Here is a 19,622-nt window from a genome sequence, read left to right as displayed (position 1 = left end):
GTTTAATACCTATATGAAATTACATCATTCTCAAACTCGCTTTTTGATATTTGATAGCCAAAATAAGTTTAATACCTATATGAAATTACATCATTCTCAAACTTATCTTGTCTCCAGCGTCTTTAAATACTGGGTTTAATACCTATATGAAATTACATCATTCTCAAACACTCAGAAAGCCTACTAGAAAATTATCCAGGTTTAATACCTATATGAAATTACATCATTCTCAAACTCCCATCGCATCGAAAAACCAACTCGGTGTGTTTAATACCTATATGAAATTACATCATTCTCAAACAAAGCCGAGAGTTGGCATTGTCACAGCTGCGTTTAATACCTATATGAAATTACATCATTCTCAAACATTGCTATGGAAAGGATGAAAACTGAGTTTGTTTAATACCTATATGAAATTACATCATTCTCAAACTTTGTACTCGGCATGACACCCTCACAATCTGTTTAATACCTATATGAAATTACATCATTCTCAAACTACTTGATAAACCATTTATTGTTATTGCGTGTTTAATACCTATATGAAATTACATCATTCTCAAACTATTGCAACATTTCATTAACATCTTTAATAGTTTAATACCTATATGAAATTACATCATTCTCAAACTAAAAACTCACAACTACGCAAAGGGTAAGAGTTTAATACCTATATGAAATTACATCATTCTCAAACTTCCAAGAGGGTACAGCAGTCAATGCTGAAGTTTAATACCTATATGAAATTACATCATTCTCAAACATAAATTCGTGGATGCAATACAACAAATTTGTTTAATACCTATATGAAATTACATCATTCTCAAACACATTATTTGGAATGGGAGCAAAGACCGAAGTTTAATACCTATATGAAATTACATCATTCTCAAACTCATAAAACGGAATATTTACATCATATACAAGTTTAATACCTATATGAAATTACATCATTCTCAAACAAAATGGAGTTACAGATGACGCATATCAAGGTTTAATACCTATATGAAATTACATCATTCTCAAACCCCCCAATGTGTAGCCTTTGTAATTACTAAGTTTAATACCTATATGAAATTACATCATTCTCAAACCACTGACCCTTAATGAACCATAAGTCCTCAGTTTAATACCTATATGAAATTACATCATTCTCAAACTTGTGGAAATGTTGTATCAGTTTTAGATTTGTTTAATACCTATATGAAATTACATCATTCTCAAACCTTGTGTGTATTCTGCAACCATCTTGATTAGTTTAATACCTATATGAAATTACATCATTCTCAAACTTGCAATTATTCTTTAAAGCGTTCAACTTAGTTTAATACCTATATGAAATTACATCATTCTCAAACTTTAATTTCATCTTTTAATTTGTCACCAAGGTTTAATACCTATATGAAATTACATCATTCTCAAACTGAGTGTAACGATGAAAAATCCGTAGACAAAGTTTAATACCTATATGAAATTACATCATTCTCAAACTTATCAGTTGATATAACTTTTTTCTTATTTGTTTAATACCTATATGAAATTACATCATTCTCAAACTCACAATCGCAACGTAGTCGCTGTTTTCATTGTTTAATACCTATATGAAATTACATCATTCTCAAACTCCAGCAATCCTCATGCACATAGGAACTACGTTTAATACCTATATGAAATTACATCATTCTCAAACCTCAAATCCATGAGCGAGAATCACTCCATCAAAGCGGTAATTTCATACAGATACTTATAAAACTCTGCATAAATCATTATCGAAAAGCAATTTTTTGGAAATTATATTGCTCTCTACTAATATATTATCATAATTTATGATACAAATGTTTTTAATTTTAATGTAATCGGATAATTCTTTGAGCTCTTCTTCTGTAAAATACTGCAATAAATTTATTGTGTAGAACACATCTATCTTTAAAACATTTTGGTATATATCTAAAAAAGAAACAAATTTATCCAGGAAATCTGTGTAGTCTACACTTGATTTAATGGGTACTACTTTTAATAGCGATTCAAAGTTAACTTCATCTCCTATGTCCAACATATATGGATAATCCAGCGCAATGTCGTTGATAAAATTAACAATTGATGAGTTTAAATTTATTTTTTGTTCGTAATGTTTTTCGTCGGAGATAATTTCCATTAAATCTTTAATAATTTTCGTAGTGATTTTCTTGTCAGCAAAGTCCAAAATAGCGGAGTTTTCTATGACTTTGTATTTTGTAATTAACTTATCATCGTCATATAATTCTATGTTTTCTTGGTTGTATATGTTTTCTATTATCTTTCTATATTCTAATTTATTTTCAATTGTTATGTTGCAAATATCTCCATATTCTACAAAAAAAGGCTCATTTAATAGTTCATATTTTAGGTTCATAGTATTATCAATCCTTCATCCGTATCCACCAAGCTCGACTTGTTTTCTCCCACAATGTATTCCATAGATTGAAATTGTTTTTCAGTTATTGTGAGTATTTGTACTATTCCAATCGATGGTTTGTTCTTTTCTATTCTGTCTTTTAATGTATTCACATTGGTCTGATTCAATGATAGCTTGCAATAAACAGATTCTTGTAGCATCATAAATCCTTCGGTCAACAAAAATTTCCTAAAAGCTCTGTATCTTCTTTTATCGTCTAATGATTGTGTTGGCAAATCAAAAAATACTATTGTTCTCATATATCTATAACTCATAATCAATAAATTTAATTAATTGTTCTTCTCCTTTCTCCAATGCCAGAAACACCGACTTGCAATACTCATTAACCGCATTGAGCAATGTATACCTTGTTTTTCCCACGAAAACTTCTTTGTCCATGATTTTTAATATCGCTATTTTTTCTTCCTTCTCGAATTTTTCTGGTTCATAAAAATATACAATATTATCTATCATAGGTCTTAAAGGTTCCATCAAATCGCTTGATAAATTATAGTAATTGAATTGATTTTCGTGGAATATCCCTAGTTGTGTTAAATATCCGTCCGAGGTTATTTCTCGTGTGAATATTGACAGTAATATCGAATATCCAAAATTCAGCATCGCATTTGTCGGGTTATCTTGGCTTCTCGAAAAATCTTTGCCAAAAAGACTATTAAAATACACTTTTGCTGCATGACCTTCCCTATTCGAAACATCCCCATCTTGTACTTGTGATTTGTATTCTAATAGCAGATTGGCATTTTCTTTACCTATAAACTTCAATAGCAGAGCTTGTCTATTAATTTTTTCTTTGGTAATTTCTCTCCACGTCTTTTGTTTAGAATTATTCTGCCATAAAATTTGCTTTCTAATCATCAGAGGAGAATTGTGCTTACTGTAATAATTAACGATTTCTCCTATTGTGTTGTGGTCTTTTCCGCAGAAAATTATTTTTACTTTTTCATCTATCAATTTTTCAATCAACGCTGTTGTAATTGAAACCATTGTAGAATCAATAATCAACACCGCAATTTCCGGTATGTGAACTTTGACGATTTGTTCCTTTCTAATTACTAGATTATTTAATTTCAAGTCGAGCTTTGCTCGACCTGAAATTAATACTGTTCTCCATCCCATTATTTTATTCTTATCCTCTTTTCATATATTCCTGTTATTGATTTATATACTAAATTAACTTTATTGTATTTCTCTAATTTTTTAGCCATGAAGGTTTTCCCTGATGATTTCGCTAGATTAATGACCAATAAGTTTGAACAATCTTCGGTTTTCTTTGTTAAAATCAGTAAATTTGTCATTAGGTCGTATAACTGAGAAGTAGTAAACTCATCAAAATTAATATCTTTTAGATTTGGTAAATTAATTCTATTAGTGTAAGGTTTTGTATTAAGTTTTTTTATAATTTTTTCCAAGCACTCTTTTAATAGAATTTTATCTTCATTTTCATAAATAGATTCCCCTAATTGTTTAGCTTTTAAGGCTTTGTTTTCTAAATATTTGAAACTGTTCATTTCTTCTGTTGTCCAATACATCTGAATATTTGGTTCAATTATTATTTGTTTTATATTACTGCCTCTAATTATATAATTAAAACCATCTATTTCTATTTCCGTATGATAATTAATTTTGTCTATTAATATCTTTGGCTCTTGTAATTGCAATACATTTATCGCATAATCCAATACTGTATTTTTATCTTCATAAAATTTACTAAGCAAATGTAGCGGAAACATTTCTATGCTTCTAATTCTTTTCTTGCTTTTAGTATGCTCTACCAAGAAAAAGAACGCTCCCCTAATTTTCAAATATCCTCCGTATTTCGATACATCTTGTAATCTATCATCTTTTTTTAGCGGAAGATACATTGTTCCTTTCTTATAATCCTTTTTCCCTTCAATAGTTGCATCGAACAATTTTCCTTTTTGTATATAACTTTCGTTACTTATTAGAACTGATGGTTTATTCAATGTATCTACAATCAATTTTCTTCCTTTTTCAGGTGCCCAGATGACTTTTCCTTTGGATTTACGAGGTCTTGTAAAATAATCACGTAACGAATATTTTACCTTGTCGCCTTCTCTGTTTTCTTTGACATAATTTATTGGATTTGATGTAAATTCTCGATTCCACACATCTCCTGCTACAATATTCAAAAACGCATCGTGTGCATGGTGAAGGTCATTCACATCTCTGGATTTCAAAGTATTCATATCTTTTCTCAAATCACTTGCAAGGCTTGCTTTTACAGGTATTATTTTTGATTTTTGGTAGAACTTTTCGAATAATTCTTTGATTGCTTTTGTAGATTGTCTTGTTTCTACAAGTTGTCTACTGATGAATCCGCCAAGTTCTTCATTTGTTAGTGGTGTATTTCTTATTAATCTATTGTATTTTTCTTTGCTGATGAACTCCCTTTCCATCAAATACTTCCAGTAATTGTAAATATCCGGATTATTTCTGATACTAGATGGTACTGGGTATATATTGCCCTTTGTGGTTTGGTTTGCTTTTTTGTTTACTAACACCAAGTTGTTTATTATCGAATCATCTTTTTTCATACTTTGAGGTATTATGTGGTCTTTATCGTAGTGTGTAGAATCGTATAATTTATCCAAGTCAATCTTTTCACCAGTATACATATCTCTTCCCATTTGAGTGTAGTACAGATAAAGTTTTTTGCTTCTAAGGTCGCTATCGTCTAATTCTTTTAACCCTTTTAATAGCTCATTATATTGGCTATCTCTTTCATCTTTTTTTATCGCTTTATATAAGGCTAGCAATTTATTTTTTCTTGAAATTGTCGTCTTTTTTTCCTCTTCAGATTTTGCCATTTCTATGAAGATTTTATCCGCGTCATATCCCATAACCTTTGTGATTTCTTCTGTAACTCTTATAACTTGCCATATCATCTTTTTTACAGATGGAGATACGTAAAGATTTTCAACAACATCATAACTTATTTCTTGGGGAATGTATTTTTTCCTTAACTTATCAATATAGTCATTAAAGCTGTAATTTTGGCTTCCAATAATTTGCATCAGATTGTCGTTTGAATTTCTCAAGAAATTAATTACTGTATCAATCTCGCCTGTTTCGATATTTGTACCTGTAATTCCGTCTAATAATTTTCTTGATAATCTTCCCCAATCTCTGTATTTAAGGTTGATAATTTTTTGTAGCGGATTTGATAAATCGGGATAAGTTTCTTCGATGTATTTTTTCAAAAGTTTTTTATTTCCCGTATGAATCGTAATCTTCTCAATGATGTCCTCTACCATTTTTAAGTCAAACTTGTCACCTAATATATTTTTAAAATCAATATATGATTTCATATTGGATGCTATTTCCAAGTTTTTCTCTGAATTATCAAAATCTTCTTTATCTGCAAAGTTATTCCTTATCATATAATCTCTGATTGATTTGAGAGTAACCTTTGTCTTTTTCTTGAATAATTCTTCAATTAATTTCAACTTAACATCGGTATCTAGTGGATTTCCCTTAATCCTCAAATTATTCAATTCGTTTAGCACCATATATTCTGAATAAAGAATAGATGATTTGGGAAGCACTGTCTCTTCTGGGAGATAAGTGCATTGATTTAGCATTCTTTTGATAAATTCTTCTTCACTTTTATGCAGGTCAACTATTTTTTCAAAATTCCAAGGTCTTATTTTTTCGTCCTTATTTCTGAATATCCAAGCATTTCCGCCGTTGTTTTTGTGGTAATCATTTAATGGGCCAACATAATACGGAATCCTGAATGTGAATGTTTTTCTAATCTTTTCTATTTTTGTAAATTCTTCATCCTTATTGTCAAAGCTAGGGTAGTTTTTGGCTAAGTTTTCCAATATTTTATCTAATTCAAAAAGGTGAATTTGATATGGAATGATGGAATTTATGGATGATATTTGCTTTAATAGAAAGTTTTCTTGTTCTATTTTGCCCAATAAATACTTAACATCTTCATCATTGCTATCGCATTGTTTTTCAAGAATGCCCTTAATGTGTTCTGCAAAAACACTATTTGATATTTTCTTTGCGGTAATTTTTTTGTTTTTGTTCAAATAATATCCAATATATGAAACATATCCTTTTCCATTATCTTCCTTGAACACTTGATTGAATAATTCTCCATCTTCATCGTATTTTTTTATTACTTTTTTGAGTATTTCGAGGTCTTTTTTATGTTCGTCATATCGTTCGACTTGTGCATCAGAAAGTGTACTCTTGCCTTTTAATATTGATTGAAGGATTACAAAATCGTATGCTGATTTAAGTGTGTTAAACAATGTTATGTTTTCTTGTAAAACTTCCTCAAAATATTGGAGATTTTCCTCGTAGCTATCTCCCGTAAGTACAAAATTTTTCTTATTATCTTCTTTTATTTTTTCAAGAATGTCTTCATCTGAAATTATATTTTTAATTATTGCGCTGCCAGTAACTATTGATTCAAAAATCGAGTACAAGATGTTAATTACTTTAGTATTAAACGATTGCCTCTTTAATAGTTCTTTTATATTATCTTTCTTTTCAGTTTTCTTTTCGTTTACATCCGCCAAAATTTCAAATATCGAATCCATAAGCACTTCGTCTAATTCGATTTTTAATAAATCATTTATTAATAGAATAAGTTGTTGTTTTAATGGCTTATCATCTGTAACGTGAGAAATCTGACCATCAATTAGAAAATGTCCTCTTCTTTTCATCATTTGATTGATAGCTAGAAAATAGTATCTTATGTCTACTTTTTCGTGTTCTTCCATTAAATATTTTCTAAGATGAAAAACAGTAGGAAACTTTTCAAAATATTGCTTGTCACTGAAATTTTTATCATTAAATAACGAGTATTTCCCAGATACTTTTTTGTCTTCAGCCCAGAATTTACTTTCATCAAGTCTGTCATAGAAGTCTTTGTCTACCTTTTTAATTTCATCTTCAAATATTTCTCTCAAAATTTGAAGTCGCATACCTTTTCTGTCGTTTCTTCTTCTACCACTTCTGAATGTTCTTGTTTCTGCTGCAGTGTTTGCTTTTTCAAATAGTCTGACTCCCCACAAATCTTTTCCTTTGGCTCTAAGAATATTGTAGCATTCATCAGTAACTGCCCATCCTACACTGTTAGTGCCTACATCCAATCCGATATAATACTTCTTATCTTTTTTCATAAATCCTCCTGATAAACGTTGACAAAAATTTGTATTTCTAATATAATTTAATTAATCTCAGTTTAATACCTATATGAGATTACATCATGAGTTCAAATAAAAGTTTACTCAAATCGCTCGAAAGAGCCCACATTGGTGGACTAAACAAATCTTCGGATTTGTTTTTTTATTGTTTATTATTATTAGATTTTTGTCTTTGATTTTATTATATCAAATCATAAAAAGAGTTCTATTATTTATAAGAAATTATTTTTTGTTTTATCGCAAACGTTTGTTGTTCTTCTGGATTTTGGCATCTACCTTAGCATACCACAACCTTTATCCCGTCTACAGCGACTACATTGATGTGTAGGTGGATAATTGACATTTTTTATTTTAAATAATACACTAAGAGTAAATGAATGGAGGGATTTGCTTGAATAAAAAGACACTAAAACTCGTACAATGTGCAGTTCTAGCGGCAATGTGTTTCATCACGTTCACTTATCTACAAATCAAAATACCTGTTCCGGGTGGAGATTTCACATCGATTCACTTCGGCAATGTATTCTTGGTGTTGGCGTCGCTGTTGCTCGGCGGTTTTTACGGAGGTCTTGCCGGTGCAATCGGGATGACAATCGCAGATATAATGGACCCTGTGTATATTTTAGTCGCTCCGAAGACTTTTGTTTTGAAATTGTGTATTGGTTTGATTGTGGGAGCAATCGCCCACAAATCCAAGAAAATCAACGAGTCCAACGACAAAAAATACATCGTAAAATGGTCTGTCATATCGTCAAGCGTTGCGATGTTGTTCAATGTTTTCGCAGACCCATTTGTGGGTTATTTTTACAAATTATACGTCCTCGGTCAACCTCAGGAATTTGCAAAGGCGCTCGCCAAAATCAGCGCCGGCGTGACGTTTTTCAACGCAATAGTGACGGTTATCGTGGCGAACATTTTGTTTGTGGCAATTCGCCCAATATTAAAAAAACAAGATTTATTAAATTAAAAAAAGCGTCAGATTTTGCTCTGACGCTATTTGCTTGTATTTCTTGACACCTGACATAAAAAATAATACAATTTAGTTAGAAAGTAGGAATTTCTAACTAAAGAGGTGATAATATGTTAGTCGAACTTAAAGCAAAGTCACAAGTGACAATTCCAAAAGAAATTGTCAACTCACTTGATTTGAATCAGGGAGACCAATTCGAAGTTATGGAAGAAGATGGCAAGATTATTCTCGTTCCAGTTGCTGTATATCCAGAACGTGTTATCAAAAATTTGAAAGAATCTGTTCAAAAACTGAAAACTTCCATTGAAAATGGCGACCAACCTGTTTTTGAAAATATTGATTCTCTTTTTGAAGAGTTGGACAAGTAATGAGCTATAAAATAACCTACACAAAATCATTTAAAAAACACTACAAAAAATTATCTGATATCGAAAAAAAGCAAACCAAGAAAAAACTTTCATTCTTTATAGATAATCCAACACATCCGTCTCTAAGAACGAAAAAAATTCAGGGTAGTGATGGTCTGTGGGAATCTTCTGTAAATATGGATATTCGAATTATTTAGTTTTACGAAGATAATGAGATGATTATTTTGTTGGATATTGGTCATCACGATATTTTATTTGATTTTTGATTAAATTAAAAAAAGCGTCAGATTTTACTCTGACGCATATTTTTGTCTCATATTTCAAGAGCTTTTTTCAATTCTTCGATACTTACGTATCCTTTGACTGTTTTGTCGTCTGCGATTTTTCTTCCTTCTTCAATCGCAAGTTTTGTTTCATCGTTTACCGAATTGATTTTCAAATCGAATGGGATTCCATTTTCCCTTATTGATGTTCTCAAAAACATATTTATTGCCGTTGCCATATTAAGTCCCAACTGTTGAAAAATATTTTCTGCTTTTTCTTTAATTTCTTTATCAGTTCTAATATTTAAATTAACAGTTGACATAATAGACCTCCTTATAAATATATTTTAATTCATTTACGAAAAAACATCAGCATTTATTCGTGTAACTTCATTATGTTGTCATTATCCTATCACTATGAACACGATTGAAAGTATCAAAGCTATCAATCCGATGAGGATACATTTTCTGCAAGTCGATATGTTTTTCAGTATTTTTTCTTGTTCTACTCTGGAAAATTTCCTGTGGTTTTTCTTGACGAGTATTCTGTCGAGTTGCACTTGTCTTTTTTGAGCTAATGTGGCCCAGATTTTTTCTGAGCTGACGTTTTTTCTAATCTTGGCAAATCCGAGTATTTTCGATATGGAGTATATTCCAAGTCCCAGTGCCACTGCGAATGTAGCCAAGAATACATATCCTAATATTTTCATTTTATCACCCTATTAACAGTATAGTTGATGTTTCTATTTTACTCAACCCTTGCCAGATTCCACAAACTAGCGTTCTTTACGCCATCTTGTGGTTTATTTTTGTTTATTCGATTATTTTTTTATTTGTTCGATTATTTTTTCAGAGACTGACTGTTCTCCTCCGATTATTGTGACTGACGGTTTGTTTTGTGCTAAGTATTCTTTGGTACTTTGTTGCAGGTTTTCCTTTGCAGTCAACAACAACACCGATTGCGTTTTGTCGCAGTATGCCGCTGCCACTAGACTATCTTGGAATTTTTCGCCACTCGCCAATACAACTTTGTCTTTTGTGCCCATCATTTTCGCTATTTTCAAGCTTGTTTCGTAGCGGTTTTCCCCCGCAATTCTGTTTACTTTTGCTTTTGTGAGCTTTTGTATGTTTTCGAGTGTTTGGGCTGTGATTGTCTTTTCTCCACCGGCTACGTTGATTTCGTCGAAGTCCATTTTTTTCAATTCTTTGATTATTTCCGAATCTATCGTGTCGGCTCTGACAAGTAGGACTGGGGAGTTGAATTTGTTGGACAAGTTTGTGATTGCCAATGCGTCTTGGAATTTATCGCCGTTTGCTATTTGCAAGTTCTTGGATTTTGTCTTGTCTATGAGTTGTTTTGCTATTTTCAAGCTTGTTTCATAGCGATTTTCCCCAGCGATTCTCGTTGTATTATAGTTGTCCTTCATTTGATTGAATATTTTTTCATCGACCGATTTTTCTCCACCGACTATGATTATGTTCTTTGCGTGTAATCTCTTGATTTCATTCAATGTATCGTTGGAGATTTTGGATTGTGATGTGTACAATATCACAGCTTTTTCGTTTTTAGCGAGAGGAGCGGCGGACAATGTGTCCGAGAAATTGTCGGCGTTTGCCAAGATTACAGTGTCCGTTGTTCCGGGATACATTTTCTTGGATACTTCAATCGCCGTCAACTCTCTTGTTTTTCCTGCGATTCTCTCAACATTTTGTACTGTCGCAGTTGTCGTTGAGTTGTTTGTCTTAGATGGCTCACTTGTAGGTGCTACCGTTGGCATTGTCGGTTTTTGTCGTGGTTGGTCGAGTGTCCACTTTTTGAGTTTGATTTTGTCTTTGTTGTCCGCTTTGACAAGATTGAACGCTTTTTGGTAATCCTGTGATGCGATATTTTCGTTCATTTTTTCAACCACGGAGCTTTCAAATTTTTCCACAGCCAATATATTTTCATACTCTGCTTTGTTGACAATGACGCCAACTCCGTTTTGCGATTGTTTCTCTTTGCCGGTTACTTTTGGCGATTTGTCTTTGGCGTAAAAACTGTTGAAGCTGTGTGCAACGCCTGTCGCTCTTCCAATCAATTCACCCACATCAGTCGTCGGAGATTGGGAGTTCAAGCCTACTTGTGAATACACGTTGTACAAAACCCCCGACTGATATCCGCACGCTCCTCCGATTGCGACTTTGTTGAGTGTGCTTTTCGCAGTGATTTCGCCTCGTGAGCTGCTGTTGAACAACGCACCGAAGGCATTTATTCCCACGAGCCCACCGGCGTAGATGTCTTTTGAATCTGCGTTCGCTACGATGTCTATATCCGCTGACGAATTGATGATGTTGGACTTCAAAGCCTGTCCTGCGATTGCTCCCAAATACTGTTGTTCACGCAAAGAATACGAGTTGATTTTGCCATTGACACGCACGTTGTCGATAAATCCTCCGTTTTGCACATTACCACACACACAGCCGATGAATACTCTGTCTTCGGATGTGTTTTTGTTGTGGATTTCAACATCCTTTATGTTCAAATCGTGTACCGACCCCGAAGAAATATTTCCAAACAATCCCACAAATCTGTAATTTGCCGGCAATTTGTCAGAGCCAATCCTCATATTTGAAATCGTGCAATTATTTCCGTTGAAATCGCCCTTGAATGCGACTTTGCCCTGTGAACCGGCGACCTTCCACTGTTTCGTCAATGTCACATCGTTGTTTAACTTCACAAATTTCTTGTCGTAATTTTCCTCCTCGTTGATTGACTTTGCAAAATCCACCAACTGATTTTCGGTTTTTATCACAAATGGGTCATCGACAGTTCCCTTGCCACCGGCGAAAATAGCTGGGTTTAATTTGCTGTAGTCCGAGCTGTCGTTTGCCTTTGATTTTTCAACAGCTTTAAGAACGGCTTCTTTCAACTTCTCATTTTTTATACCCGAAATTTTTTGTTGATTTTGGGCTATTTCGTCCAACTCTTTTTTGTCGACGTTTCCTTCAATCAGATTAACCTCTTTGATTTGTGCTTTTTCGTCGAAATTCACCTTCACAACGACGGATTTGTCCTTGCTCCTTCCGTAAAATTCGCCTTGATTTATGCCGACTTTTGAATCGAGAATGAGTTGTTGAATGAGTTTTTCCGTGTTTTTGTCGTACACGACCTTGGCTTTTTTGTCCGAAAAAGTCGCATTTGAGTCCAAATTTGTCCACTCAAAAATATTTTGTGAAAGCTTGTCGTCGCCCTTCCAATGCCCCTTCGTACGGCTTCCCTTTTTCAAATTTATCCTCGATTTTTTCAAATTTTCGTTCAAAATTCTCGTCAAATCATTCTTCATCTGTTGACTATCAAGCCCTCTGACATCCATCTTCACAGCGCCGTCGTAGACAAGTCCTTCCTCGCTTACGCCACTTCCTGTGACCATCCAGCCGACTGCAATCGCTGGTTTGATTACATTCTTGTTTTTCGTCGTGTAATCCGTGATTAACGTCGAATCCTTGAAATAATAGCACTGATAAGCAGAGCCTATCCCCGTTATCCAACCCGTAACAGCTCCGATGTAGCCCGTATAGCAATCACTTATGATGTCATTTGTCGCATAGCAATTCGCAATCGTACCGGCATTTACACCACAAATTCCACCCAACGCAGTGCTTCCCTCAGCTGTTTTTCTGTTGGCACTTCCGGTAATTTTCCCTTTAGAGTACGAATTGAAAATCAACCCTCTGTTAGTGAGCGCCATTATTCCCCCACCTTCAGCAAGTCCACCATCCGCTTCCACTCTTACGTCGACGTTTGATTTCGAGTTTGTGATTTTTTGTCTGATTGCATTCGCAATAATTCCCCCGACAAAGACATTTGATTTCTTGTGAGTAGTTTTGCCGGTTAATTTGCCATTCACCTCGACATTGTTTACAGTCGCTCCGTTGGCATATCCCGCCAAGCCTCCGACAAACAACTCCCCGTCCGACACGACATTCAAATCAACATCTAATTTCAAATTTTCTATGTAGCTGTTAGCATCCAAGACGCCAAACAAGCCGAAAAATTCTATTTTTTTGTCCTTTTCGATAGGCTCTATGTGCAGATTATCTCTGCTTGCGATTTTCAAAGATATCGAGTGATTTTTGCCATCAAAATGCCCATTAAAAGCGTATTCACCGAGGCCAACCGGAATCCAATCTCCGTGTAGCTCGATATCATTTTCAAGTTGGACGAATTTGCCCTTGTAGTTTTGTGTTTTCGACAAACTGTGAGCGAACTGTCTGAGCTGAGTTTCCGAAGTTATCTTGTACGGGTCATCCACCGTTCCCTTTTGCCCCTTGAAAATCTCATCCACGCTGACAACGCTCTTGGATTTATCCTGTGGATTGGAAAGTTGTCCTTCATTTTCTTTCACACTATTTTCTCTATTCAAAGCGCTCTCGAACTTGCTCTCGTTGAAGTTGACTTGATTTGCAGCCAACACATCGACAGGAGTGACGCTCGACAATATAAGCGATGCAAGTACAAGAGATGCTATTTTTTTGTTGTTGAGTTTCATAAAATCTTCCTTCCAAATAAATTTCGTCTATGATAACGATTATTATTATACCTTGGCAATTTTTCGTTGTCAATTAAATTTATCACCAAGAAAAATCCCATTATTTTATTTTTAATTTAATAGATATTAAAACAATTTTTTATAAAAAATAACACAGTTTAATTGCGTATTTTGAAGTGGAATTTTTCAAATTTGAAAATTTCCCAACAAAAAAATGGCTACACAATAGCCACTAATTCTACATTTCTTTTCCTGCACATTCTCCCCAATCCACTTCTTCTTTTACGTATTCGCCATCAAAATCCTCGAACAACTCCTCGATGGATAGCTCTTTTTTCACAGATTTTTCAGTGTTCAATTTTTCGTTTTTGTTTTCCAATTCGACACCTCTTTTCCTTTACAACTCCAAGTCCACATTTCATTGAAAGATTTGATTTTTTCGCTCTTAGTTTATCACATATTCTGAAATTCAAGTATCTATTTGTCCATAAAAAATACGCCAGAATTTCTGACGCATTTTTTATTATATTATGATTAGGATTTTAATTTGCTCGCATCGCTCTGAATGAGTTTATGATTGCTAGTACCGTAACTCCTACGTCCGCGAAGATTGCAGCCCACATATTTGCAAAGCCTATTGCCGACAATACGAGGACAACTACTTTTATACCAATTGCAAACACGGCATTTTGCATAGCAATTCTAATTGTCTTCTTCGAGATTTTGATTGCCTGTGCAATTTTTGTAATCTCGTCGGTCATGATGACAACATCACTCGCTTCGATTGCCGCATCACTTCCGATTTGTCCCATAGAAATTCCGACATCGCTGAGCGCCAACACTGGTGCGTCATTGATTCCGTCACCCACAAATGCGACCTTCTTTCCGTCGTCTATCAACTTCTTCACGATTTCCACCTTGTCTTGTGGAAGGAGCTTTGCCTTGTATTCGTCAAGTTGGAGTTTTTCTGCGACGGATTTCGCCACGGACTCGCCGTCACCTGTCAACATATACGTCTGTTTGACGCCGACTTTCTTCATATCTCTGATTGCATTCTTGGCTTCTTGTTTGATTTCGTCGGCTATCTTGATGTAGCCCTTAAATTTGCCGTCAATCGCAACATACACCACTGTGTCCGCCGTTTCAATCGGCTCGAACTCGACATCTTTCAACAATTTTTTGTTGCCGGCGAGGACTTCTTTGCCATTCATCACAGCTTTGATTCCCTGACCTGCGATGTTTTGTGCTTCTTGCAATTGCAAGATATCTTTTTGTCCGTAGTATTCGATGATTGACTGTGCGATTGGGTGGTTCGATGATTTTTCCGCACTCGCAACGTATTTCATAAGTTCTTCTTCTGAAATATCAACCGCCTTCACATCGACAACATTGAACACGCCCTTTGTCAATGTACCCGTCTTGTCCATCACAACTGTATCAGTCTCGGCAAGCTTTTCGATGTAGTTGCTGCCCTTGACCAAAATCCCAGCCCTGCTGCTCGCACCGATTCCTGAGAAAAAGCTCAACGGAACGCTGATTACAAGTGCACAAGGACACGAAATTACAAGGAATGTCAACGCACGATACAACCACACTTGGAAAGGTTGTTTCAAAACAAACGGCACGACAGTTGCCATCGCAAATGCGACCACAACGACCACCGGAGTGTAGAATCTCGCAAACTTCGTGATAAACCTCTCGTGTTTGCTCTTTTGGCTGGAGGCATTTTCCACCAAATCCAAAATCTTCGTCACCGCAGAGTTCTCAAAATCCTTCGTAACTCTCGCAGTTATAACCTTGTCGACGACAATGTAGCCCGACATCAAATCCTCGTCCTTCGCTACCGTAATCGGAACGCTTTCTCCCGTCAATGCCTTCGTGTCGACCATCGAAGTTCCTTCGATGACAACGCAATCGACAGGAACCTTTTCGCCCGGCTTAATCATGATGATATCGCCGACGTTGACATCGTAAGGGTCGACTTTTTCGTATCCATTCTCCGTTTTCAAATTCGCAAAGTTCGGCGCAATGTCCATCAATTCCTTTATGGACTCGCGAGATTTGCCAACAGCCTTATCTTGGAAAATCTCACCAATTTGATAAAAAAGCATAACAGCGACACCTTCGGGATACTCCCCAACGAAGAACGCCCCAACTGTCGCTATCATCATCAAAAAATGTTCATCAAAAATCTGCCCACTTTTCAAGTTCAAAAACGCAAGCTTGATAACTGAGACTCCGACGATTAGATAACTCATCATAAACACGGACAACCTCACATAAGGTTGCTTGATGAAAAATCCAATCGCAAACAAAATCCCAGAAACAATCGTCAATTTTATTTCTTTGTTCATTATTTTACTTCAACGTAAGGCTCAATTGATTTAATAATGTCTTTTGCTTGACTCAACACAGAATCAAACTTGTCATCTTCTACATCCAACACCATCTTTGTAGTGATGAAATTAACAGTACAAGAGTTAACTCCGTCCAATTCCTTGATAGCATCTTCCATTTTTGCTGCACAATTTGCACATCCCAAATTTTCTAATGTGTATCTTCTTTTCATAACTTTCTCCTTTAAATTTTCGTATTTTATTCTTGTTTGTATTTTACTCTTGAACGTGTACCATCGCAATGTCAAAGATTTCTTTCACGTGATTATCGGATATCGAATAATACACAACTTTTCCTTGACGTCTAGTCTTCACAATATTGCTCTGTTTCAACACTCTCAATTGGTGACTGATTGCAGATTGGCTCATATTCATCACAGCTGCAATGTCGCACACGCACAACTCTGCGCTTTCCAATGCCATCAAAATCTTCACCCTCGTTTGATCTCCGAAAATCTTGAACATATCGGACAAATCGGCGATCAATTCGTCATCTGGAAGCTCATTGATAGCTTTTTTTACATTATCCTCGTGAATTAGCATTACTTCACATTTTTCATCGTTTAATTTATCTATGCCTCTCACATCCTTTATATGAACATATGAATACTTGTTCATTTGTTAATATGATAATAGCACCTTATTGTATTTTTGTCAATAAAAAAAAGAGATTTGGTTGTATTAATTAATATATTAATATTTATTTACTTGTCTTCTTATAACTATCTATTTATAATTTAAAATAAATTATTTTACTATATCAGTTTTCAAAATAAAACACACTTCCTATTTAAAATTAAATTTTTCTAAATAGGAAAGTGTGTGTTGCATCATATTTTTATATATTATTATCGTCTAGTAACATAATAACTATGTTCTATTATCTTAGGTTCTACTTTATAATAAGTTCGAGTAACCTTTCCAAATTCTTGGTCATATAATTCTACTTTATAAACGTTACATTTAATTTTTATATCATCCTTTACAATATATGGTTTTCCATCTGGTGGATAACTTACAAACACTCCAGAAACTTTATTTTTTCTAACATAACCAGCAGATACTCCAAATGATATGTGCCCAGAATTAAAGCTACCTGATACAGTGATAGTTGGCCCTCCACTACTAACATAAACCCCTCCTTTGGTTTTAAAACTAATAGCAGTTTCTTGACCACCTGGAACAATCGTTTTCGTTATAGTTTTTGTTTCAACAAGCTTTTTTCTTTCAACCATACCAAATCGTAAAGGTTCAATCCTATCATCATATTTGCCGTTAACGTTTGCAGAAGAAATCGCAAACGCTCTTGATTCTATTAACAAAAAGGATATTATCAATGTCAATATTACTATATATTTAAATCTATTCTTTTTACTCATTTTTTTCCTCCTGTTTTATCATTTTAACTATTCGATTTCTTTTTCAAAAACTAAATCAATTCTAGGAACAGCTCCTACAGTATATCTGGTTTTTTCAATTGTAGTTACAAATCTCCAACCATTTTCAGCGTGTTCATCGATAATTTTTTTATAATCATCACACGCTAATCCCTTTGTAATGACTGCTACATACTCGTATTTGTATTTTTTTGACATATTTCACCTTCTTCTTATGAATTTTGTAAACCTACCAAAGTTTAACTACTCTAAGCATCATCCCCTAACTATTTTATTTAAATATTAAATACCCAGAAAATTATAAAAACTAACACATATTTTACAAAAAAATCTCTCCTATATTCAAATCTTCAATTGTTCCGTCGTCGTATTTTACTTTCAAGCTAAAATCGTCGTTGACATTCATTGCAGTGGCTGGAATATAATCTCCGTTTTTGTGGACTTTGATTTCGTTACCGATGAATGTGGCTTTGTTTCTATATTTTTCTACCAAACTATCCCTATCACCACTCCAAAATCTTTTGAAATTCTGCATTATTTTAATTACCAAATCTTCTCTTTTATCTGTATCATCTTTCTCTGCAATGAATCCCGCCGTATCTTTGATATCTTCTGGAAAATCCGTTTGGTAGACGTTAATTCCAACACCAACCACGATATCCAAACAGACATTTTTATCAACTTTGCATTCTGTGAGTATGCCGCAGATTTTCTTTTTCTCAAGCAGAACGTCATTCACCCATTTAATAGACGTATTCACGCCGAACACCTCGTCAATTGCATAGCTTACAGCAATTCCCATAATTGGTGTGATGAATTGCGATTGTTGAAATGTCATTTCTTCATTTAACAAATATGAAAAATACAATCCATTTTCTGGTGAGAAAAACTTTCTTCCATATCTTCCCTTACCCTTCGATTGAAAAAATGCAATCATCAACGTATCGTCTTGCTTTTCATTCAGAATTTCGTCGTTAGTCGATGTGACTTCTTTTTTAAAAATCACCTTATTTATTCCAGTTTGTTCCTTAATTTTTTCTGTATTCATTAACCTTCATCCCATCTATCCCATTTTTTACGTTCTTTTTTATTCATTTCCTTGTCATCATCTTCTAGTCTTTGCCTCAAAACAGCGATAATTTCATCCTTCTTGTCAGGAATTACAGACGTCACAGCGACAGCCTTCGTCTTGTGAGTTCCGTTGTAGACGCTTTTTATCTTCAGATTTTCCACGAGCATTATCTCCTCAATGATTTGCTGTCTGATGGACACTCTTTTGAAATCATGAGCCCTCACATTTTCTATCAATTTTGCATTCTTGAACAAAACCAAATTCACAACAACAATTTCAAACGGATTCACCTTGTTCAAAAACTCCGCAGTCTTCAGTATATGTTCACGTGAATGTGCTTGTCCGCCAAGACCAAGCATAATGTAGACAGAGTATTTTATTCTCAAATTATCGAGCCTGTGAAGAGCCGTCAATTGTTCTTGTGATGTGACACCTTTTTTGTGATACGAAAGCACCCAATCGCTTCCCGACTCCACCCCGACGCAAATTCTATCCAGCCCCAGATTTTTAAGCTCTAACAATTCCTCGTCAGTTTTTCTGAGAATATCATCGCTCCTCGCAAAACTCGACACGTATTTCATATTCGGAAAATTATTCCCGATTTCCCTCAAAATCTCCGTCAAATATTTGTTTCGCAAACACAAGGCATTGCCCTCCAAAAGCGTGAACTTTTTCGGAGTAAACCTCTTGTCCTCGTAAAAAATTTTCCTCTGACGAATGTATTTTTTCACATCATCTATGCCAAAAACCTCGAACTTCTTTCCCACATTCAAATCGCAGTACAAACACTTGCCGTAGGAGCAACCCACCGTCACCGGAATCATCTCGTTGTGCATTTCGGGCATCGGCGTGTACATATATCTATCGTAAAATCCGTCAATCATTTAATCACCCTTGTATTGATATTTACAAGTATTATATCACAACTTGAACAAAGCCCCGACACGCTTGAAAATCTCCACTTAAAATCCCCACTCAAAATCCCC

18 protein-coding genes and 1 CRISPR repeat array are annotated in these 19,622 nt (G+C 34.6%); of the genes, 3 read left to right on the top strand and 15 right to left on the bottom strand.

What is annotated here, in order from left to right; all coding sequences use genetic code 11:
- Position 1: 1 nt before the first annotated feature.
- Positions 2 to 1,690: direct repeats of the CRISPR family, unit length 35 nt; unit sequence TTTAATACCTATATGAAATTACATCATTCTCAAAC.
- 54 nt (positions 1,691 to 1,744) lie between these two features.
- Genes csn2 through cas9 form a run of 4 tightly spaced genes read right to left on the bottom strand, consistent with a single transcriptional unit; the run spans position 1,745 to position 7,617 of the window.
- Positions 1,745 to 2,392, bottom strand: coding sequence for a type II-A CRISPR-associated protein Csn2 (gene csn2 / locus Q0X02_RS05135; protein ID WP_297812539.1), 648 nt, complete (start codon positions 2,390 to 2,392; stop codon positions 1,745 to 1,747).
- Positions 2,389 to 2,709 (bottom strand): CRISPR-associated endonuclease Cas2, encoded by a 321-nt coding sequence (gene cas2, locus Q0X02_RS05130; RefSeq protein ID WP_297812536.1) that lies wholly within the window; start codon positions 2,707 to 2,709, stop codon positions 2,389 to 2,391. The genes csn2 and cas2 overlap by 4 nt, the downstream gene beginning before the upstream one ends.
- A complete protein-coding gene (cas1, locus tag Q0X02_RS05125) occupies positions 2,699 to 3,571 on the bottom strand; it encodes a type II CRISPR-associated endonuclease Cas1 (RefSeq protein WP_297812533.1) in 873 nt (290 codons plus the stop codon). The genes cas2 and cas1 overlap by 11 nt, the downstream gene beginning before the upstream one ends.
- On the bottom strand, positions 3,571 to 7,617 hold the full coding sequence (gene cas9 / locus Q0X02_RS05120) for a type II CRISPR RNA-guided endonuclease Cas9 (RefSeq protein WP_297812530.1): 4,047 nt from the start codon (positions 7,615 to 7,617) through the stop codon (positions 3,571 to 3,573). Before cas9 ends, cas1 begins: the two co-directional genes overlap by 1 nt.
- A 415-nt stretch (positions 7,618 to 8,032) precedes the next feature.
- Between cas9 and Q0X02_RS05115 the strand changes: the two genes are divergently transcribed.
- The 3 genes from Q0X02_RS05115 to Q0X02_RS05105 all read left to right on the top strand — a co-directional run bounded on the left by Q0X02_RS05115 (position 8,033) and on the right by Q0X02_RS05105 (position 9,176).
- Complete coding sequence (locus Q0X02_RS05115) at positions 8,033 to 8,608, top strand: ECF transporter S component (protein ID WP_297812527.1); 576 nt, start codon at positions 8,033 to 8,035, stop codon at positions 8,606 to 8,608.
- 113 nt (positions 8,609 to 8,721) lie between these two features.
- A complete protein-coding gene (locus Q0X02_RS05110; protein ID WP_297812524.1) occupies positions 8,722 to 8,979 on the top strand; it encodes an AbrB/MazE/SpoVT family DNA-binding domain-containing protein in 258 nt (85 codons plus the stop codon).
- Positions 8,979 to 9,176 carry a cytotoxin gene (locus Q0X02_RS05105; RefSeq protein WP_297812521.1) on the top strand — a complete coding sequence of 66 codons (198 nt, stop codon included), beginning with the start codon at positions 8,979 to 8,981 and terminating at the stop codon, positions 9,174 to 9,176. The genes Q0X02_RS05110 and Q0X02_RS05105 overlap by 1 nt, the downstream gene beginning before the upstream one ends.
- A 116-nt stretch (positions 9,177 to 9,292) precedes the next feature.
- Here the strand turns inward: Q0X02_RS05105 and Q0X02_RS05100 are convergent, their stop codons facing one another.
- The 11 genes from Q0X02_RS05100 to Q0X02_RS05050 all read right to left on the bottom strand — a co-directional run bounded on the left by Q0X02_RS05100 (position 9,293) and on the right by Q0X02_RS05050 (position 19,520).
- Entirely contained in the window at positions 9,293 to 9,565 is a 273-nt protein-coding gene (locus Q0X02_RS05100; RefSeq protein ID WP_297812518.1) for a type II toxin-antitoxin system RelB/DinJ family antitoxin, read from the bottom strand.
- A gap of 81 nt (positions 9,566 to 9,646) precedes the next feature.
- Positions 9,647 to 9,952 (bottom strand): hypothetical protein, encoded by a 306-nt coding sequence (locus Q0X02_RS05095; protein ID WP_297812515.1) that lies wholly within the window; start codon positions 9,950 to 9,952, stop codon positions 9,647 to 9,649.
- Between the two features lie 111 nt (positions 9,953 to 10,063).
- Entirely contained in the window at positions 10,064 to 13,771 is a 3,708-nt protein-coding gene (locus Q0X02_RS05090) for a cell wall-binding repeat-containing protein (RefSeq protein ID WP_297812512.1), read from the bottom strand.
- 238 nt (positions 13,772 to 14,009) lie between these two features.
- Positions 14,010 to 14,150: a hypothetical protein gene (locus Q0X02_RS05085; RefSeq protein ID WP_297812509.1), complete on the bottom strand. Its 141-nt coding sequence runs from the start codon at positions 14,148 to 14,150 to the stop codon at positions 14,010 to 14,012.
- 163 nt (positions 14,151 to 14,313) lie between these two features.
- Entirely contained in the window at positions 14,314 to 16,125 is a 1,812-nt protein-coding gene (locus tag Q0X02_RS05080; protein WP_297812506.1) for a heavy metal translocating P-type ATPase, read from the bottom strand.
- Positions 16,125 to 16,340, bottom strand: a complete 216-nt coding sequence (locus tag Q0X02_RS05075; RefSeq protein ID WP_297812503.1) for a cation transporter — start codon at positions 16,338 to 16,340, stop codon at positions 16,125 to 16,127. Before Q0X02_RS05075 ends, Q0X02_RS05080 begins: the two co-directional genes overlap by 1 nt.
- A 43-nt stretch (positions 16,341 to 16,383) precedes the next feature.
- The gene (locus Q0X02_RS05070) at positions 16,384 to 16,785 is read right to left on the bottom strand and encodes a metalloregulator ArsR/SmtB family transcription factor (RefSeq protein WP_297812500.1); all 402 of its coding nucleotides are present in this window, start codon (positions 16,783 to 16,785) and stop codon (positions 16,384 to 16,386) included.
- A gap of 230 nt (positions 16,786 to 17,015) precedes the next feature.
- Complete coding sequence (locus Q0X02_RS05065; protein WP_297812497.1) at positions 17,016 to 17,546, bottom strand: hypothetical protein; 531 nt, start codon at positions 17,544 to 17,546, stop codon at positions 17,016 to 17,018.
- 27 nt (positions 17,547 to 17,573) lie between these two features.
- Positions 17,574 to 17,762: a DUF4177 domain-containing protein gene (locus tag Q0X02_RS05060; RefSeq protein WP_297812494.1), complete on the bottom strand. Its 189-nt coding sequence runs from the start codon at positions 17,760 to 17,762 to the stop codon at positions 17,574 to 17,576.
- Positions 17,763 to 17,883: 121 nt separating this feature from the next.
- Positions 17,884 to 18,612, bottom strand: coding sequence for a biotin--[acetyl-CoA-carboxylase] ligase (locus tag Q0X02_RS05055; protein WP_297812491.1), 729 nt, complete (start codon positions 18,610 to 18,612; stop codon positions 17,884 to 17,886).
- Positions 18,612 to 19,520 carry a radical SAM protein gene (locus tag Q0X02_RS05050; RefSeq protein ID WP_297812488.1) on the bottom strand — a complete coding sequence of 303 codons (909 nt, stop codon included), beginning with the start codon at positions 19,518 to 19,520 and terminating at the stop codon, positions 18,612 to 18,614. Before Q0X02_RS05050 ends, Q0X02_RS05055 begins: the two co-directional genes overlap by 1 nt.
- Positions 19,521 to 19,622 lie beyond the last annotated feature (102 nt).

Origin of the sequence: uncultured Finegoldia sp. (assembly GCF_947252345.1) — a bacterium.
Lineage (GTDB): Bacteria > Bacillota > Clostridia > Tissierellales > Peptoniphilaceae > Finegoldia.
This window is presented reverse-complemented; position numbering and strand designations above follow the sequence as displayed.

Coding starts and splice junctions, on each gene's coding strand:
- csn2 (WP_297812539.1), bottom strand. CDS start 2,392: ATGAACCTAAAATATGAACTATTAAATGAGCCTTTTTTTGTAGAATAT.
- cas2 (WP_297812536.1), bottom strand. CDS start 2,709: ATGAGTTATAGATATATGAGAACAATAGTATTTTTTGATTTGCCAACA.
- cas1 (WP_297812533.1), bottom strand. CDS start 3,571: ATGGGATGGAGAACAGTATTAATTTCAGGTCGAGCAAAGCTCGACTTG.
- cas9 (WP_297812530.1), bottom strand. CDS start 7,617: ATGAAAAAAGATAAGAAGTATTATATCGGATTGGATGTAGGCACTAAC.
- Q0X02_RS05110 (WP_297812524.1), top strand. CDS start 8,722: ATGTTAGTCGAACTTAAAGCAAAGTCACAAGTGACAATTCCAAAAGAA.
- Q0X02_RS05105 (WP_297812521.1), top strand. CDS start 8,979: ATGAGCTATAAAATAACCTACACAAAATCATTTAAAAAACACTACAAA.
- Q0X02_RS05100 (WP_297812518.1), bottom strand. CDS start 9,565: ATGTCAACTGTTAATTTAAATATTAGAACTGATAAAGAAATTAAAGAA.
- Q0X02_RS05095 (WP_297812515.1), bottom strand. CDS start 9,952: ATGAAAATATTAGGATATGTATTCTTGGCTACATTCGCAGTGGCACTG.
- Q0X02_RS05090 (WP_297812512.1), bottom strand. CDS start 13,771: ATGAAACTCAACAACAAAAAAATAGCATCTCTTGTACTTGCATCGCTT.
- Q0X02_RS05080 (WP_297812506.1), bottom strand. CDS start 16,125: ATGAACAAAGAAATAAAATTGACGATTGTTTCTGGGATTTTGTTTGCG.
- Q0X02_RS05075 (WP_297812503.1), bottom strand. CDS start 16,340: ATGAAAAGAAGATACACATTAGAAAATTTGGGATGTGCAAATTGTGCA.
- Q0X02_RS05070 (WP_297812500.1), bottom strand. CDS start 16,785: ATGAACAAGTATTCATATGTTCATATAAAGGATGTGAGAGGCATAGAT.
- Q0X02_RS05065 (WP_297812497.1), bottom strand. CDS start 17,546: ATGAGTAAAAAGAATAGATTTAAATATATAGTAATATTGACATTGATA.
- Q0X02_RS05060 (WP_297812494.1), bottom strand. CDS start 17,762: ATGTCAAAAAAATACAAATACGAGTATGTAGCAGTCATTACAAAGGGA.
- Q0X02_RS05055 (WP_297812491.1), bottom strand. CDS start 18,612: ATGAATACAGAAAAAATTAAGGAACAAACTGGAATAAATAAGGTGATT.
- Q0X02_RS05050 (WP_297812488.1), bottom strand. CDS start 19,520: ATGATTGACGGATTTTACGATAGATATATGTACACGCCGATGCCCGAA.